This is a genomic window from Citrobacter sp. C6_1 (assembly GCF_014596835.2).
Taxonomy (GTDB): Bacteria; Pseudomonadota; Gammaproteobacteria; order Enterobacterales; family Enterobacteriaceae; genus Citrobacter; species Citrobacter pasteurii.
In genome coordinates, this window is record NZ_CP115031.1 from 982,598 (window position 1) to 998,877 (window position 16,280).

A 16,280-nucleotide genomic window follows, 5' to 3' on the forward strand; every position below is an offset into this window, starting at 1 on the left:
ATACCTGCGTTATTACAGAAAATTATAACACAGATATCCGGGTGATTATGCGCTAAATTGCCTCCCGTACATTGGTTACATTTATGAAATTTCTCATCAATATAACTGGTAATTATTAACGAATTTAACAGTCGCTAATGAATTTAGCCCGAAGTGGTAATATTCTCTGTTATTAGCTTATCAGCAAAATTACTACAGATAACAGACAGTTTGCTGAAAAAATGAGTAATGTTGTTAAACCAAAGTTGTGCAATTGCGGCACAGTTCTTTTAACCCACCAGGCTGGTTGAAAGCGTAGCGGAGATTCCTCTGTCTTTTGCAATCTGAAGGAATGTTGCGCCATTACTTTCTGTACCCTTCCTGATAATAGTACTGGCCGGGTAATCGCGTCCCAGCAGTGAGTATTTTTGTACGCCGTAAGCATGGTAAGGCAATAAATCAATACCCTGAAAGGATGTCTTTCCGGCAGTAAGATTGCTGATAAGCTGGAGCATATTATTTATTTCATGTGATGAATCGTTAACGCCGGGAATCACTGGGATCCTCAGGCGCACTGGAGTATTCAACGTCAGTAATTTTTCAAGATTGCGTAAAATACGGATATTACTGACCCCGGTAAATCGTTGATGAAGTGTGTCATCCGCCAGCTTGAGATCATAGAGCACCAGATCAGCCACCGTGCTGACTTTATCAACCGCTGACCAGGGGGCGAACCCTGCCGTTTCCACCGCGGTATGGATACCCTCCCGGCGTAAGTTTTGTAGTACCTGGACTGCAAAATCCGGTTGAAGCATCACTTCACCGCCGCTGAGCGTAACGCCTCCTCCTGATAACTGATAATAAGCCACATCTTTTACAACCTCTTGATGTACCTCATCAGCTGACATCTGGCGCCCGACAATCTTAAGTGCCTGGGATGGGCAAGCGTCTTCACAAAGACGGCAGCCATCACACGACATACTGGGATCAATAACGTGACGCTTATTACTCCACTGATGAATGCCGTTCTGGCAGGCATCAACGCAGGCCCCGCAGTGCTGGCAACTACTGGTACGCCACAGCACGTCATTATCCTGTCGCAGCCCTTCGGGATTCGCGCACCAAATACAGCTCATCTGACATCCTTTAAGGAATACGACGCTGCGAATACCCGGGCCATCATGTAACGAGAAGCGCTGAATATTAAAGACGCGGCCTGTTAGCGGCTCAGCATTCATGTTGAACGGTTCGGCTAATGATTTCATCCTGCACCTCACGGCTGAGTTCAACAAAAAATGCGCTGTATCCGGCCACACGAATCATCAAATTCGGATACTCCTCCGGGCGTGCCTGCGCACGCTTCAGCTCTTCATTATCGACGTAGCTAAACTGCATTTGCCCATTACCAAGCATACTGGCGGTGCGAAGCAGGTTAATCAGCTGATTAATGCCTTCATCGCTTTCCAACATACCGTGCATTAGTTTGAGGTTATGCACCATGCCGATTTCCATCTCTTCAACGTTTATCCTGCTCACTGAGTTAATCACTGCCGTCGGGCCGTTGATATCGGTTTGCTGCGATGGACTTATCCCGTCGGCCAGAGGTTTATGAGCCAGTCTGCCGCCAGGCAACGCACCGGTTGCCAGTCCGAACGGCGTATTATTTGAAATAGATAGCGTGCCGTGCGTGAAGCGGCCATAAAGCATGTGATAGCGGCGATGCTCTTGCTCAGTGTAATGAATAAGGGAACGCGCCAGTTCGTCAACTTCTGCAATATCATTGCCGTATTTCGGTGCTCGCAGGCAGTGCTGGCGAAGCGCTTCATGCCCAACAAAATTGGCTTTCAACGCTTCATCCAGCTCAGTCAGAGTGACCTGCTCTTGCTCATACACCACTTTTTTAATGGCCATCAACCCGTTCGCTAAATCAGCCAGACCTGTCCAGATAAGCCCGGGGCCGTTGTTTAACCACGCTCCGCCCGCGGTAACATCGCGTCCCTTTTCCAGGCATCCCTCAATCAGGCAGGAAATAAGCGGTTTTGGGGCATACTGTCTGTGCAGCTTCTGAATGATGAGTGTGGCTTGGGCCGCTTTAGCCGTAATAGCCGCCAGTTGCTGTTTTACTGCCGCTTCAAAATCGTTGTAAGTGGTCATCTCTGTCAGTTCGCCGGTCTGCGGACCGATACGCTCACCTTGCGGCCCATAACCATTACTAAACGCCAGTTCCAGCGGCCGAGTAAACGTGGTATAGCCTACAGATGTCCATTGATACATTTTCCCGGACTTTTGAGGCTCAACACAGCCCATCAGGCAATAATCACGGGCATCTTCATAATCAAATCCCTTGCGCAGCATCATTTTGATATGCGCGTCATCGAAATGGCAGGCCGGAAAACCTGTTCCCCCGCGGATAACTTCCACAATTTCGCGCAGATAGTGCCACGGTGACTGGTTATGTATCCTTACAGCCAGGCTGGGTTGATAAATTTTCAACTTGCGTGAGCAGGCCATAATCATCATTGTCAGCGGATTGGTGGCATCGCCGCCCTCACGTTTTTGCCCGCCAACAACCATATTGATAAATGGTTGATACCCAGCGAAATATTTTGCTGTAGACTCACTACAAATCCACAAACTCTCTGCCATTTTAATCATCCAGCAACACAGTAACTCTTCTGCCTGGGCATGAGTCAATGTCCCTTCTGCCAGGTCACGCTCCAGTAATGGCCAGAGATACTGATCGACGCGTCCCAGTGAAATACCGGTCTGGTTTTCTTCAAGACAAAACAGAGACTGTACAAACCACAGGGACTGAAGCGCCTCATAAAAATTACGCGGCGCGTGTTCCGGTACACGGCGACAAATGTCAGCGAGACGGTTCAACTCTACTCTGCGTTGAGGATCGGTTTGTTCAGCAGCCAGTTGTGCGGCGTAGTCGCTGTAACGATGGGCGTAATGGATCACCGCATCGCAGGTCTCTTTCATTGCCAGATAGAATTGGTGGCGTTCCATATCTTCTGCGCAGGTTAAACTTAGCTGTTCAATTGCGTGAATAGCCCTGTCACGTAAACCGCCCATACCTTCTGTCAGTAATAACGTGTCGTAACCCGGACAGGTATCACCACCGCCATTCTGGGTTTTAATGGTCACGTCGCAGACGCCGTACTCATTGCACCATTCCCAGAGGCCTGCATGACGGAGTTGCGTTTCTGCGATTTCATCCAGCGAGCGACCGCGCCAAAAAGGGAAGATTTCTTCTCTGAGAATACGCTTTGCGCTGTCACTTATCTGATAGGGATCCTGTTTACGCTCTTTTACGGTATCCAGTTCTTCAGCCACCCAGCGCCAGCTGAGCTCTGGTGATACTTCTCCACCGCGCGGACCGCCTGCCGGGTGGCTGATAATAAGCTCATTCTCGGCAATCCATAAAGGTGCCTGTTCGCAGGCGCGCCGAAAGGCCAGTGCCCGTAACATAATCAGATCCAGCCCGGGGTTGTTTTTATAGACTTCTGTAACCGCCTGTGCCCTTGAAACAGAGATAAACGGCTTTGCGCTGAAATATTGGACTTTCAGGGCGTCAATACGATCGGTAAGTTGCTTTTCCATTTAATAACTCCTTTTATGCAAATCCCATCAGCAGCGTGCCACTCAGGATCAGTGCAATACCTGCTTTTTCAAATATGCTGGTATGCATGTCGTAATAAATACTACTTATCACAGTAATTAATACTGTGCCCATACCACACCAGATTGCGTAAGCGATACCTGGTGTCATTAATTTCATTGCCTGCCCCAGGGCATAAAAACAGACTACGTAACTTAACGCACAAAATATGGTTGGGACGAGTCTCTGAAAATGTCGGGTTTTGGGTAGCATGGCAGTGCCAAAAACCTCAGTAAGAATGGCAATAAATAACCACGTTGTACTCATGAGTATTATTTGAATCATGTGTTTTCCATCGTTTTATATTTTGCGGAAAAATTAATAACAATAACTCCGGCAACGATTAACCACATGCCCAGTAAGTGGCCCCCACTTATTGAATGGCCGAAATTTAACATGCCAATTATATTTACTGCGACGATACCCACACCAGACCAGATCGCATAAGCAACGCCAAGGTGCATTCTGCGAAACACATAAGTTAGAATATAATAGCAAAGCCCATATCCTATTATGGCTAAAACAGAAGGAAGGATGCGGGTAAATCCTTCAGAAAGGACTAGCATAGTTGTTGCAAATATTTCGAACAAAATAGCCAGCGCAAGTTTCATGTATGTCTTTCTTAACGTCATATTAACTTTCCTGATTAATGAGCCTGGTTACAGGTCGGATTGGATGACTGATATGAAACAGTATTTTTATTTTTCTAGCCATATAATTCATAAAAATTGACTATTATAGTTTTTTATTCTTTGATTATTTGATTGTGAAGGGTTAAATTTCAATTTTTAATGGTGTGGGACGAGTCCCTCTCAGCATTGCTTTTATGCCTGATATCATTTTCAGAAGTGCAGGCTAAATAATGATGTTGATGTGATTTAACCTTTGAGATTAATGTCTGTCCAGGCTGCTCAAAGAGCGTGGCTGAATGCTCAGAGTGCATATACGGCTCAGTTATGGGGGGGGGCGGCGAAGGGTTTTGGAGCCATAACCCGCCAGTAGTATGGCTTAATAAGAAATTATTAATTATTTTTTTTGTGTGTGATATGAATTTTGCCGATGTTGTATGGGTTTATCTATAAACCTGCAACTTATCCTTCTTCAGTGAGTATCGAAACAATGATCATAAAGTTAGATGGTTAATAAAACACCGGTTAATGAGTCGATTTTCTTTATCTTTAATAGGTGAAATTCAAATATCAATGCCACACCCTAATTTACCATTGAGGTGTGGCTGGTGAAGTTTGTATCAAATTACTCTTTCATTTCGTGGTTGCTCTTTTTATCGTTATGGAATAACGATAATACCCGTCAGGATGTGGAAACGAGGCTTTAGAGGCATAAACATCATTAGCTGACATACCATGAAGCATTATTTATACATCATGCAGCTGAAGTTGATTCTCTAAACGCCGATCGCGCAGGGTTGCATAAATAAAAGTAATCACAAACAGCAGGGAAAATAATACGACGATGGTGGGAGCCGGTGCGCTGTCGATGAAAAATGACAGATACACCCCCATAAATGAGGTAATGACCGACATCACCACCGCCAGCCACAAGGCGTGAGAAAATTTTCGCGTCATTAAAATCGCGATGGCGCCGGGCGCAATCAGTAAAGAAATCGACAAAATAATCCCAACTGATTTTAGCGTGGCGACAATCGTCAGGGCGATCATGCACAACAGGCCGTAGTGCAGCAGGGCGGTGTTAAGCCCACTGGCCTTGGCCTGATGTGGGTCGAACGCATGCAGCAGCAGATCTTTCCACTTCAGCCCGATGATAAGCGCGATCCCCAAAGCAATCGCCGTTGTTTGCACGATATCGCTCAGTGATATGCCGAGCATATCGCCGAACAGAATATGATCCAGATGCACTTCCGACTGAATGGAAACATACAGCACCAGTCCCGCACCAAACATCCCGGAGAAAACAATGCCCATGATGGTGTCGCGCTTAATGCGGCTGTTATCGTCGAGGTATCCGGTTGCTATCGCGCAGAACAATCCAGCGATAAATGCGCCAATTGCCAGCGGGATGCCTGCGATATACGCCAGAACGATCCCTGGAAAAACCGCATGGCTCATGGCATCACCCATCAACGCCCAACCCTTGAGCACCAAAAAAACCGATAGCAACGCGCAGGGGATAGCCACAATAGTGGAGATGATCAGCGCATTGACCATAAAGCTGAACTGAAAGGGTTCCAGCAGCGTTGTTAAGATCATACCAGCTCCTTATTGACCTGGCGGGCGCGGCGGCGATTCGCCAGCAGACCGTGTTTGGGGGCGAAGACAAACGCCAGCAGGAACAGCAGCGTTTGCAGTACGACGATAATTCCGCCGGTTGCACCATCCAGCCAGTAGCTCAGCCAGGCGCCGAAAAAGCTGGTCAGGCTACCGATAGCCACGGCGATCGCCAGCAGGCGAGGAAAACGATCGGTCAACAGCCAGGCTGTGGCGCCGGGAGTGACTACCAGGCAAATCACCAGAAAGGCGCCGACGGTTTGCAGGGCGGCTACCGTTGAAACGGAGAGCAGGGTAAAAAACAGCAGCTTCAGCCGACCTGGATTCAGACCGATAGACCGGGCGTGGTTTTCATCAAAAAAGACCACCATCAAATCTTTCCACTTCAATAGCAGGATGGTCAGCGATACCACGCCGATGATCGCCAGTTGCAGAATATCTTCCGGCGCAATTGCCAGGATATTACCGAGAATAATGGTCTGGATGTTCACCGACATCGGATTGAGCGACACCATAAAAAGCCCGATACCGAAAAAAGACGAAAAAATCAGCCCGATAATCGCATCTTCCTTCAGGCGTGAACGTTGATTGAGAAACAGCATGCTGCCCGCAGCCAGTCCACCGGAAAGAAATGCACCCAGCGCGAAGGGAAGCCCTAGCATATAGGCTCCGGCCACGCCCGGCACGATAGAGTGCGATAGCGCATCGCCAATCAGCGACCAGCCTTTAAGCATCAGATAGCAGGAGAGAAACGCGCACAGGCCACCGACCATCGCCGAGACCCACATGGCGTTGAGCATATACTGGTAACCAAACGGCTCTGTCAGCCAGTTCATGATTATTCCCCCTCGCTTGCCGGGCGTCGCGAAATAAACGGACGTTCATCATCGGTAATCACGTGTTGTTCGCCGCCGCTCAGGGCAACGTGACGCAGAACGCCGCTAAATGCCTGTTCAAGGTTCTCGGTGGTAAAGGTGGTTTCGGTTGGGCCGCTTGCCAGCACGGTGCCTTTAATCATTACCGTGTAATCACAAAACTCGGTGACCGAGCCCAGGTTATGGGTGGAGACCAGCATCGTCCGGCCCTCATCACGCAATTCGCGCAGCAGGTCGATGATACGCGCCTCGGTTTTTACATCCACACCGGTGAAGGGTTCATCCAGTAAAATAACCTGGCCGTCCTGGGCGATGGCGCGCGCCAGAAAGACGCGTTTTTTCTGCCCACCAGAGAGTTCACCAATCTGGCGGTGGCGATAGTCCAGCATGTCAACCCGCGCCAGCGCCGCATCCACGCAGTCGTGGTCGATCTGTTTTGGCCGACGCAACCAGCCCATATGGCCAAAGCGTCCCATCATCACCACATCTTCCACCAGTACCGGAAACGACCAGTCCACCTCTTCTGACTGGGGGACATAGGCGATCAGATTCTGTTTGAGCGCCTTATTCACCGGTTGCTGCAGAATAGATATTTCCCCCTTCGCCAGACGGACAAACCCCATCAGCGCTTTAAATAGCGTTGATTTCCCCGAACCGTTGACGCCGACCAGGGCGGCAATTGAGCCGCCCGGAACCTGAAAAGTGGCGTCCCGCAGTGCGGTGTGCCCGTTGCGATACGTCACCGTAACCTGATTCACGGTAATCGCAGATTGACTCATTTTTGGCTCCTTAACCCGTCGTTGATGCCGCTGACGATGGTTTCTGTCGTCACGCGCAGTAAATCCAGATAGGTCGGTACCGGACCGTCGGCAGCACTGAGCGAATCAACATACAGCACGCCGCCGTAATGTGCGCCAGACTCACGGGCGACCTGACGCGCAGGCTTGTCGGACACGGTGCTTTCGCTAAATACGGTGGGGATATGATGCTCCCTGATCGCGTCGATCACTTTACGTACCTGTTTGGGCGTACCTTGCTGATCGGCATTGATCGGCCACAGATACAGCTCTTTCAGGCCGTTATCACGCGCGAGATAAGAGAATGCGCCTTCGCTGGTGACCAGCCAGCGTTTATCGGCGGGGAGCTTTGCCAGTTCAGCACGCAGCGGCGCCAGGGTCTGCTGGATTTTTGCTTTATAATTCTCCGCATTTTTCTGGTAGGTGGCGGCATTGTCTGGATCGTATTTCATCAGCGCATCGCGAATGTTATCCACGTAGATGAGTGCGTTCTCCGCTGACATCCAGGCATGTGGGTTCGGTTTGCCGTTGTACGGCCCTTCGCTGATACCCATTGGTTGTACGCCATTTGAGACCATCACTTCCGGTACGCCGGACAGATGTTGGTAGAAGCGGGTAAACCACAGCTCCAGATTGAGGCCGTTGGAGAGGATCAGTTGTGCACCCTGTGCGCGTTTAATATCCCCTGGTGTGGGCTGATATTCGTGAATTTCTGCGCCGGGTTTGGTGATGGAACTGACCTCTGTTGCGTCGCCAGCCACGTTGCTCGCCATATCGGCAATCACCGTAAAGGTGGTTATTACCTTAAATTTATCTTTCGCCCAGGCAGGAGACAGCGTCAGCGCCGTGATTACGCTGGCAAGGAGAAACGATTTCAGATGGGGCAGATGCGGCATAGTATCCCTCACAACAAAATGGTTAATTTATCATCGAATATAGCCTTTGCTATGTTATATAGCACATGGCATAAATAAATGAAAATAATTCTTATTTGCATGGGGTGAGGATGTATCACCTTCAGGTAATAGTGCTGCGTATTTTTAAGGTGTATTATTTATGCAACTTAGCTATGGAGGCATCATGTCCGGCAAACGTATTGCTCGTGAAAAAATGACGATCCAAAAGATGATCTCGCTGTACGAAAGCCAGTGTCCGGAAGCTTCAGACGAGCCAGGGCATTACGATACGTTGTTTGCTTATGCGCAAAAGCGCCTCGATAAGTGCGTATTTGGTGAGGAAAAACCGGCCTGTAAGCAGTGTCCGGTGCACTGCTATCAATCTGCCAAACGCGAAGAGATGAAGCAAATTATGCGTTGGGCCGGGCCGAGAATGCTCTGGCGTCACCCGGTTCTGACCGTTCGCCATCTGATTGATGACAAGCGTCCTGTCCCGGAATTACCTGAGAAATATCAGCGCAAGAAGTAATCTGGTTATTTTGTGCCGGATGGCGGCGATGCCTTATCCGGCCAGCAAGCTCACCTGTGCGTAGGCCCGATAAGCGTAGCGCCATCGGGCAATCTTGCCATGCGATGATGAATGGATATTACGCTTTGGTGGCAATCAGAATGGCTGAGGCTTTGATCAGCGCAATAACGCGGCTTCCCTGGCTCAGTTTCATCTCTTGCTGACTTTCGTTCGTCACGACCGCGACAATGTCAAAACCGGCATCAGTTTCGATGTGTACGGTGGCGTTAACGGCGCCTTCGGTTACCTGTGAAACGCTACCGGCAAATTGGTTACGGGCAGTGAATTTCAGGCCACAGTCTTCAGTCGCCAGCGTCACCCACGGCGCTTTGATCAGCGCAATGGCTTCTTTTCCTTTCGCCAGACCCAGTGCCTGCTGACTGCTATGGGTCACAATTGCGACCAGTTTTGCGCCGCCAGCCAGCGTCAGTTCAACTTCATCATTTACTGCGCCAGTGGCAACTGCACTGACTGTACCGGTTAATTGATTACGTGCTGATACCGCCATACTGCCTCCTTTCGTTGAGTTATCACCCAGTATAGTCTCACTGGCTAAACCAGCGCATCCTTATCGATGCCCAATCGCTTCATGCGCGAGAGTAACGTGGTGCGCTTCAGTCCCAGGCGCTGCGCCGCGCCTTTAGGACCGGCAACCACGCCGTTGGTCTCTTTCAGAACGCGCATGATCAACTGGTATTCGTCCTCGCCATCCTGCGCAACTTCGGTGGCTACCGGTGGTGCAGACGGCGTCAACGCGGCAATATCCGGCAGGGACAGCTGCAGCACGTTTCCTCGGGTAAGCAGAACTGCGCGCTCCACCACGTTTTCCAGTTCGCGCACGTTGCCCGGCCACTCCATGCTGCTCAACGTACGCAGCGCCTCGGCGGGAATGCTGTCGATATTGCGCCCCATCCGACGAGCAATTTTAAAGGTGAAAGCTTTAACCAGCAGCGGAATATCTTCCGGGCGCTCGCGCAGTGGCGGCAGATGGATCGGGAAGACGTTCAGTCGATAGTAGAGATCGTTACGAAACTCGCGATCGGCGACCATCTTTTTCAGATCGCGGTTAGTGGCGGCGATCAAGCGAACGTCGGTCTGGATCAGTTTATTGCTGCCCAGACGTTCAAACTCCTGCTCTTGCAGTACGCGCAGCAGTTTGGGCTGAAGCTCCAGCGGCATGTCACCGACTTCATCGAGGAACAGCGAGCTTTTATCCGCCAGCTCGAAACGACCAATCCGCTGCGTGCTGGCACCGGTAAACGCGCCGCGCTCGTGACCAAACAGATCGCTTTCCAGTAATCCGGCAGGCATTGCCGCGCAGTTCATTTTCACCATCCGGCGGGCGTTACGTCCACTCAGGTTGTGGATTGCGCGTGCGATCAGCTCCTTACCGGTTCCGGTCTCGCCGAGAATCAGGACGGTGCTGTCGCTTTGCGCCACCATTTCGACCTGCTTGAGCACGCTGTACATGGCTTCGCTGCGGCCAATGATTTCACCGAACTCGCTCTCCACGTTGTTGAGTTGTTCTGTCAGCGCCAGGTTTTCATCGACCAGGCGCTCTTTCAGACGGTGAATTTCCTGATAGGCGAGGGCGTTATCCACGGCGATCGCCACGCGTTCGGCGATTTGGCGCAACAGTTTCAGATTGGCAGTGGTGAACACTTTCTCTTCGCACTGCGCTAACTTAAGGACGCCGAGCATAGTATTGCCGGACATCAGCGGCAGCAGGCACAGAGTCTGTAGGTGGTTGCCCCAGGTTTCGAACAGCATCCGTTCGTAAGGGGCGAGCGTATCGCGTTCGCTCAGATTAATCAGCAGCATCTCTTTGCTTTTGAAAACGCGTTCAGAAAGCGTACCCGCTTCATCCACTTCACTTTGTTCGTGCGCCGGATGATGTTCATCCAGATAGTGGGTGGAATAAATGCTGAGCTTGTTTTTGTGATCGCTGCGTAACACGATGCTGATGGCATCAATGTCGAAATAGTGGTGGATCTCTTTGGCGACTTCGCTGACCAGTTCGTCAATGTCCAGACGGGAGAGCACCGCATTGGTGATGGCGACCAGGATGCGAAAGTTATCACGCTCGCGACACAGCAGATCGTAATCGACGTTGTTGCTGACCCTGCTTTGAATTTGTTCAGCAACGACGCCGACTATCTGGGTGAAGGTCTGCAGCCGGTTGTACTCTTTTTCACTCCACGGACGATCTTCGTTACGGATGAATTCACAGCCGCCAAAGATACGCCCATCCGCCGCCAGCGGCAGTAGGCAGTAGTGGCCAAATTCAGAATACAATCCGCCAGAGGCCAGCTGTGGCCAGGTTTCAGTAAACTCGTGATAGTTGCAGTGCAGCGCATCGGGACGAGACAAAATACGGCGTACCGGGCCATGGGCCAGTACCGTTTCGTCTTCATAATCGATGGGTTTACCATTTTCACGCGCCGCAAAATAACGCGCACGCTGCGTTTGTGCCTGCCATAAGACAATAGCCGCACAGTCGGCCAGCGCTGAACGCTTGACCAGCTGCGAAAGCGCCTCGCTGAGAGACGGGAGATCGGGCTGCTGTAATAATGTACGAGTAATATCGAACAGGCCTTGCTGCCCGAGGTCACTCATCGGTGTATACGACATATTGCTTTTCCAGGAAAAGCACCGCAGAACGGTGCGAAAACGGTAAATGAATTATAGGTATTAGTCGTAAATTATTGCCGGATAGCTGACCGCGAACTCGCTGGTCACGCAATCCGTAGGCCTGATAAGCAAAGCGCCATCAGGCGATAATGCAGCGTTAATGCCGGATGTCGACGCAAATGCGTCTTATCCGGCCTACAGTATGCTGCCAACTGGCTGCTAGCATATACGAGGTAAGGGTTCGGCGTGTGGTAAATCGAGAGTTCGTTTCACGCCGTAAAGTCCGGCCAGACGCACACCTTTGCGTTCTACCACTTCGCCAATCATTGCGGCATCGCGTCCTAACGGATGCGCGCGCAGTGCGGCAAGCGCCGTTTCAGCAGCCTGACGCTCAACGGCAATCACCAGCTTACCTTCGTTAGCAAAGTTGAGCGCATCCAGACCCAGCAGTTCGCAAACGCCACGCACCGCGGGCTTCACGGGCAGGGCCGCTTCAGACAGCTCAATGCCAAACCCGCATGATGCGGCAAATTCATGCGTTACCGCATTCACGCCGCCACGGGTCGCGTCACGCAGCGCCTTCACGCCGGGGATATCACGTAGCGTCTGGATAAGCGGCGTCAATACCGCGCAGTCGCTGACCAGTTCGCCATCAAGCCCCAGCTGTTCACGCAGGTTAAGGATAGTTGCGCCATGATCGCCAAGCGTACCGCTGACCAGCAGCACATCGCCCACGCTCAGGGTCTGTGCGCCCCAGTGAATGTTGGCGGGGATCGCGCCCATTCCAGCGGTGTTGATAAACAGCTTGTCCGCCGCGCCGCGCTGTACAACCTTGGTGTCGCCGGTGACGATGGCAATTCCCGCTTCGCGCGCGGTTGCCGCCATGCTGTTAACGACGGTTTTCAGCGTCTCCATTGGCAAACCTTCTTCGAGGATAAAACCGCAGGAGAGATAGCGCGGGATCGCGCCGCTGACCGCCACGTCGTTAGCTGTACCACAGATAGCCAGCTTGCCGATATTACCGCCTGGGAAGAACAATGGGTCGATAACATAGCTGTCGGTTGAAAACGCCAGACGGTCGCCTTCTGCGACCAGTTGTGCCAGTTCCAGACGTGCCTGATCTTCCTGTTCCGCCAGCCACGGATTCGCAAATGCCTCCATAAACAGACTGTTGATCAACTGCTGCATAGCCTGACCGCCGCTACCGTGGGCGAGTTGTACGCTGTTCATGCTTCACACTCCTGCTGACGATACTGATACCAGGCGGCACATGCGCCTTCGGAGGAGACCATCAGGGCGCCAAATGCGGTCTCCGGGTTACAGGTTTTGCCAAATAGCGGGCACTGATGCGGTTTGCATCTGCCGGTCAATACCTCTCCGCAACGCGCACGCGGATCGTCATACACCTGCTGCGGCGCTGGCTGGAAATGCGCTTCGGCGTCAAAACGCTGATAGTCAGGCGTCAGGTGAACGCCGGAAGATTCAATGACGCCCAGACCGCGCCATTCGCTGTCGCCATTGACGCAGAACACGTCGGCGATCGCCTGCTGCGCTAGCGCGTTACCGGCGTCGGGTACCACGCGGCGATACTGATTTTCTACCTGGCTGTGCGCGGCAATTTTCTGCTCAATCAACATCACCACGCCCTGCAGGAGATCGAGCGGTTCGAAACCGGCGACCACCAGTGGGCGATGGAAATCTGAGGCAATGAAATTATAGGCGTCAGTGCCAATCACCATACTGACGTGACCCGGCGCCAAAAAGGCGTCGATACCGTTGTCCGGCTGTTCCAGCAGGCTGCGCAGCGTTGGGATCAAGGTGATGTGCTGGCAGAAAAAGTAAAAGTTCTGCACATCGCGCTGTTTGGCCTGCTGCAGAGTGATGGCGGTGGTTGGCATGGTGGTTTCAAAACCCAGGCCAAAGAACACCACCTTACGCGTTGGGTTTTCCTGCGCCAGCTTCAGCGCATCCATCGGTGAATAGACGATACGGACATCCGCGCCGCGCGCTTTGGCTTGTAGCAGGGAACCTTGTTTACCCGGGACGCGCATCGCATCGCCAAAGGTGCAGAAAATTACTTCCGGATGGCTGGCAATTTCTACACAGCTGTCGATTCTGCCCATTGGCAGCACACAAACCGGGCAGCCTGGACCATGAATAAACTCGACGTTTTCAGGCAGTAACTGATCGAGACCGAACTTGAAGATTGCGTGGGTATGACCCCCACAAACTTCCATGATGCGCAGCGGGCGTTCAGCTGTGTAGGGGAGGAGTGCAGCACGTTCACACAGGTGCTCTATCAACTGCATCACCTGTTCTGGTGCGCGGTATTCGTCAACAAAACGCATTATTTTTCCTCGCCATACAGCAACGCGCCGACATCCGGCTCAACGTCAAACATGTTTTGTAGCGCATCGAGCGTGTCGCGCGCTTCTGCTTCATTAATGATGCTCATGGCAAAGCCGACGTGAACCAGTACCCACTGGCCCAAACGGGGTTGACCATGCTCATCGCAGCTACCGACCAGCGTTAGATCGACGTCGCGCTGAATACCGCAAACGTCGACTTTAGCCTGGTTGCCGTCAATGGTGCGGATTTGACCCGGAACACCTATGCACATCGCTGCGTCTCCAGCCAGGAGAGCCATTGGTCCATCCCTTCGCCGCTGGTGGCGGAAATCAGGATGATCTCAATTTCCGGGTTTACTTCCCGGGCGCTGGCGATGCACTTATCTACGTCAAAGTTGAGGTACGGTAGCAGATCCACTTTGTTGAGCAGCATCAGCGAGGCGGCGGCAAACATATGTGGGTATTTCAGTGGTTTGTCTTCGCCCTCGGTGACGGAAAGCACGGCGACTTTATGGCGTTCACCGAGGTCGAAACTGGCCGGGCAAACCAGGTTGCCGACGTTTTCAATGAACAAAATACCGTTGTCTTCAAGCGGCAAACGCGGCGCGGCGTCAGCAATCATTTGCGCGTCGAGGTGGCAACCTTTGCCGGTGTTGACCTGGATGGCGGGCGTGCCCGTAGCGCGAATACGTGCGGCATCGTTAACCGTTTGCTGGTCGCCTTCAATGACGGCACATGGCACGCTGTCTTTGAGCTTCATCAGCGTTTCGGTCAGCAGCGTGGTTTTACCGGAACCCGGGCTTGAGACAAGGTTCAGTACCAGATGCTGACGGGCGGCAAAGCGGGCGCGGTTGCGTTCGGCCAGACGGTTGTTTTTATCCAGTACGTCAATTTCCACTTCCAGCATGCGGCGCTGGCTCATGCCTGGCGCGTGGGTGCCTGCTTCACCGTGACCGTAGTGCAAGTCGCCTTCTTCGGTCTGGCTCGGCGTGAAACTGGAGGTTTTCACACCGGTAATATTCAGTGCCGGGCGAGCCGCCGGGGCAAATGGCGCGCTGCGAAACGCCGAGTGGGGGTTATGTTCATCACCCTCTATATATAGGTTGCCTTCAGCGCAACCACATGTCGTACACATCGCTCACTCCTGATCTTTATCTTGCGGTATATCTGTTGCCGGATGGCGGCTTCGCCTTATCCGGCCTACAACTCAGACCATTCCTGTAGGCTGGATAAGACGCTTACGCGTCGCCATCCGGCGTTGGATTATTATCAATTTCAATTCGTCGAATCTGTAGGCCGTCATCGGCCACGATCCTCAGCATATCGCTATGACATTGCGGACAACGGCGCACACGTTGCGTCAGTAAGGTGACGTATTGCTGACAAGATTCGCACCAACATTCGGCTTCTTGTTCTTCGAGGTGGAGTTTACAACCTTCTGCAAGGGTGCCACGGCATACCAGATCAAAACAAAAGGCGAGAGCGCTGGTTTCTACGCAAGAAAATGCGCCAATTTTGAGCCAGACCCCAGTTACCCGCTTTGCGCCGTGTTGGGTGGCCTGTTGTTCAATCAATTCCAGTGCCCGTTGGCAGAGGGTTATTTCGTGCATATCGCCTCCTAAGATGTCGCCGTTTTAAAAGCAATAAACATGCCAGGTTGAATTTTCACGTTCGTGACAATGTCGACGATGACGAAATGACATGTCGTCACCGCACTGTGAATTCATAACCATATGAAAATAAATGATTTTAATTTTGGCATGAAATGTGCTTAAGGCTGTTCATCTCTGCTAAACGGGTAACCTGACATGACTATTTGGGAAATAAGCGAAAAAGCCGATTACATCGCTGAACGGCATCGTCGCCTACAGGACCAGTGGCGTATTTACTGTAACTCGCTGGTTCAGGGGATCACCCTGTCGAAAGCGCGTTTGCATCATGCAATGAGCTGTGCACCGGACAAAGATCTCTGCTTCGTCCTTTTTGAACACTTCACTATCTACGTCACGCTGGCAGATGGCTTCAATAGCCATACCATCGAGTACTACGTTGAAACGAAAGACGGTGATGATAAGCAACTGATTGCACAGGCACAGTTGACCCTCGACGGTAAAGTCGATGAGCGCATCAGCAACCGCGATCGTGAACAGGTGCTGGAGCACTACCTCGAAAAAATCGCCACCGTCTACGACAGCCTGTACACCGCGGTTGAGAACAATATGCCGGTGAATTTAAGCCAGCTGGTTGAGGGACAAAGCCCGGCTTAAGCCTCGGGT

General features: G+C 51.7%; 17 protein-coding genes. 2 read left to right on the forward strand and 15 right to left on the reverse strand.

Features of this window, described 5'->3' with window-relative positions; translation table 11 throughout:
- Positions 1-269: 269 nt before the first annotated feature.
- The 8 genes from IB196_RS04815 to IB196_RS04850 form a co-directional block, all read right to left on the reverse strand.
- Entirely contained in the window at positions 270-1,244 is a 975-nt protein-coding gene (locus IB196_RS04815) for a glycyl-radical enzyme activating protein (RefSeq protein ID WP_188232176.1), read from the reverse strand.
- Positions 1,207-3,585 carry a choline trimethylamine-lyase gene (gene cutC, locus IB196_RS04820; protein ID WP_188232177.1) on the reverse strand — a complete coding sequence of 793 codons (2,379 nt, stop codon included), beginning with the start codon at positions 3,583-3,585 and terminating at the stop codon, positions 1,207-1,209. The genes IB196_RS04815 and cutC overlap by 38 nt, the downstream gene beginning before the upstream one ends.
- A 13-nt stretch (positions 3,586-3,598) precedes the next feature.
- Entirely contained in the window at positions 3,599-3,928 is a 330-nt protein-coding gene (locus tag IB196_RS04825) for a multidrug efflux SMR transporter (RefSeq protein WP_040232230.1), read from the reverse strand.
- A complete protein-coding gene (locus IB196_RS04830; RefSeq protein WP_245163444.1) occupies positions 3,925-4,254 on the reverse strand; it encodes a multidrug efflux SMR transporter in 330 nt (109 codons plus the stop codon). Before IB196_RS04830 ends, IB196_RS04825 begins: the two co-directional genes overlap by 4 nt.
- Before the next feature lie 765 nt (positions 4,255-5,019).
- On the reverse strand, positions 5,020-5,871 hold the full coding sequence (gene sitD / locus IB196_RS04835; protein ID WP_188232178.1) for an iron/manganese ABC transporter permease subunit SitD: 852 nt from the start codon (positions 5,869-5,871) through the stop codon (positions 5,020-5,022).
- The gene (gene sitC / locus IB196_RS04840) at positions 5,868-6,725 is read right to left on the reverse strand and encodes an iron/manganese ABC transporter permease subunit SitC (protein ID WP_040232234.1); all 858 of its coding nucleotides are present in this window, start codon (positions 6,723-6,725) and stop codon (positions 5,868-5,870) included. The genes sitD and sitC overlap by 4 nt, the downstream gene beginning before the upstream one ends.
- A 2-nt stretch (positions 6,726-6,727) precedes the next feature.
- Positions 6,728-7,543: an iron/manganese ABC transporter ATP-binding protein SitB gene (gene sitB / locus IB196_RS04845; protein WP_040232236.1), complete on the reverse strand. Its 816-nt coding sequence runs from the start codon at positions 7,541-7,543 to the stop codon at positions 6,728-6,730.
- Positions 7,540-8,457, reverse strand: coding sequence for a metal ABC transporter substrate-binding protein (locus IB196_RS04850; RefSeq protein ID WP_188232179.1), 918 nt, complete (start codon positions 8,455-8,457; stop codon positions 7,540-7,542). The genes sitB and IB196_RS04850 overlap by 4 nt, the downstream gene beginning before the upstream one ends.
- Before the next feature lie 184 nt (positions 8,458-8,641).
- Between IB196_RS04850 and IB196_RS04855 the strand changes: the two genes are divergently transcribed.
- Positions 8,642-8,986 carry a nitrous oxide-stimulated promoter family protein gene (locus tag IB196_RS04855; RefSeq protein ID WP_005130616.1) on the forward strand — a complete coding sequence of 115 codons (345 nt, stop codon included), beginning with the start codon at positions 8,642-8,644 and terminating at the stop codon, positions 8,984-8,986.
- A 118-nt stretch (positions 8,987-9,104) separates the two neighbouring features.
- Here the strand turns inward: IB196_RS04855 and IB196_RS04860 are convergent, their stop codons facing one another.
- From IB196_RS04860 to hypA, 7 genes are all read right to left on the reverse strand, one after another.
- On the reverse strand, positions 9,105-9,533 hold the full coding sequence (locus tag IB196_RS04860) for a TOBE domain-containing protein (RefSeq protein ID WP_188232180.1): 429 nt from the start codon (positions 9,531-9,533) through the stop codon (positions 9,105-9,107).
- Positions 9,534-9,577: 44 nt separating this feature from the next.
- Positions 9,578-11,656 carry a formate hydrogenlyase transcriptional activator FlhA gene (gene flhA, locus IB196_RS04865; RefSeq protein ID WP_005130613.1) on the reverse strand — a complete coding sequence of 693 codons (2,079 nt, stop codon included), beginning with the start codon at positions 11,654-11,656 and terminating at the stop codon, positions 9,578-9,580.
- A 219-nt stretch (positions 11,657-11,875) separates the two neighbouring features.
- A complete protein-coding gene (gene hypE, locus IB196_RS04870) occupies positions 11,876-12,886 on the reverse strand; it encodes a hydrogenase maturation carbamoyl dehydratase HypE (protein WP_005130612.1) in 1,011 nt (336 codons plus the stop codon).
- The gene (gene hypD / locus IB196_RS04875; protein WP_005130611.1) at positions 12,883-14,004 is read right to left on the reverse strand and encodes a hydrogenase formation protein HypD; all 1,122 of its coding nucleotides are present in this window, start codon (positions 14,002-14,004) and stop codon (positions 12,883-12,885) included. Before hypD ends, hypE begins: the two co-directional genes overlap by 4 nt.
- The gene (gene hypC / locus IB196_RS04880) at positions 14,004-14,276 is read right to left on the reverse strand and encodes a hydrogenase 3 maturation protein HypC (RefSeq protein WP_003037411.1); all 273 of its coding nucleotides are present in this window, start codon (positions 14,274-14,276) and stop codon (positions 14,004-14,006) included. The genes hypD and hypC overlap by 1 nt, the downstream gene beginning before the upstream one ends.
- Positions 14,267-15,139, reverse strand: a complete 873-nt coding sequence (gene hypB / locus IB196_RS04885; RefSeq protein ID WP_005130606.1) for a hydrogenase nickel incorporation protein HypB — start codon at positions 15,137-15,139, stop codon at positions 14,267-14,269. Before hypB ends, hypC begins: the two co-directional genes overlap by 10 nt.
- A gap of 103 nt (positions 15,140-15,242) precedes the next feature.
- Positions 15,243-15,614 (reverse strand): hydrogenase maturation nickel metallochaperone HypA, encoded by a 372-nt coding sequence (gene hypA / locus IB196_RS04890; RefSeq protein ID WP_005130604.1) that lies wholly within the window; start codon positions 15,612-15,614, stop codon positions 15,243-15,245.
- A gap of 198 nt (positions 15,615-15,812) precedes the next feature.
- Here hypA and hycA point away from each other — a divergent pair, with 198 nt between their 5' ends.
- A complete protein-coding gene (gene hycA, locus IB196_RS04895) occupies positions 15,813-16,271 on the forward strand; it encodes a formate hydrogenlyase regulator HycA (protein ID WP_005130603.1) in 459 nt (152 codons plus the stop codon).
- Positions 16,272-16,280: the final 9 nt, after the last annotated feature.

Excerpts from the sequence above, each read along its gene's own strand:
- flhA (WP_005130613.1), bottom strand. The coding sequence starts at position 11,656 with ATGTCGTATACACCGATGAGTGACCTCGGGCAGCAAGGCCTGTTCGAT.
- hypD (WP_005130611.1), bottom strand. The coding sequence starts at position 14,004 with ATGCGTTTTGTTGACGAATACCGCGCACCAGAACAGGTGATGCAGTTG.
- hycA (WP_005130603.1), top strand. The coding sequence starts at position 15,813 with ATGACTATTTGGGAAATAAGCGAAAAAGCCGATTACATCGCTGAACGG.
- sitB (WP_040232236.1), bottom strand. The coding sequence starts at position 7,543 with ATGAGTCAATCTGCGATTACCGTGAATCAGGTTACGGTGACGTATCGC.
- hypB (WP_005130606.1), bottom strand. The coding sequence starts at position 15,139 with ATGTGTACGACATGTGGTTGCGCTGAAGGCAACCTATATATAGAGGGT.
- cutC (WP_188232177.1), bottom strand. The coding sequence starts at position 3,585 with ATGGAAAAGCAACTTACCGATCGTATTGACGCCCTGAAAGTCCAATAT.
- IB196_RS04825 (WP_040232230.1), bottom strand. The coding sequence starts at position 3,928 with ATGATTCAAATAATACTCATGAGTACAACGTGGTTATTTATTGCCATT.
- IB196_RS04830 (WP_245163444.1), bottom strand. The coding sequence starts at position 4,254 with ATGAAACTTGCGCTGGCTATTTTGTTCGAAATATTTGCAACAACTATG.
- sitD (WP_188232178.1), bottom strand. The coding sequence starts at position 5,871 with ATGATCTTAACAACGCTGCTGGAACCCTTTCAGTTCAGCTTTATGGTC.
- hypC (WP_003037411.1), bottom strand. The coding sequence starts at position 14,276 with ATGTGCATAGGTGTTCCGGGTCAAATCCGCACCATTGACGGCAACCAG.
- IB196_RS04815 (WP_188232176.1), bottom strand. The coding sequence starts at position 1,244 with ATGAAATCATTAGCCGAACCGTTCAACATGAATGCTGAGCCGCTAACA.
- IB196_RS04860 (WP_188232180.1), bottom strand. The coding sequence starts at position 9,533 with ATGGCGGTATCAGCACGTAATCAATTAACCGGTACAGTCAGTGCAGTT.
- IB196_RS04850 (WP_188232179.1), bottom strand. The coding sequence starts at position 8,457 with ATGCCGCATCTGCCCCATCTGAAATCGTTTCTCCTTGCCAGCGTAATC.
- hypA (WP_005130604.1), bottom strand. The coding sequence starts at position 15,614 with ATGCACGAAATAACCCTCTGCCAACGGGCACTGGAATTGATTGAACAA.
- sitC (WP_040232234.1), bottom strand. The coding sequence starts at position 6,725 with ATGAACTGGCTGACAGAGCCGTTTGGTTACCAGTATATGCTCAACGCC.
- IB196_RS04855 (WP_005130616.1), top strand. The coding sequence starts at position 8,642 with ATGTCCGGCAAACGTATTGCTCGTGAAAAAATGACGATCCAAAAGATG.
- hypE (WP_005130612.1), bottom strand. The coding sequence starts at position 12,886 with ATGAACAGCGTACAACTCGCCCACGGTAGCGGCGGTCAGGCTATGCAG.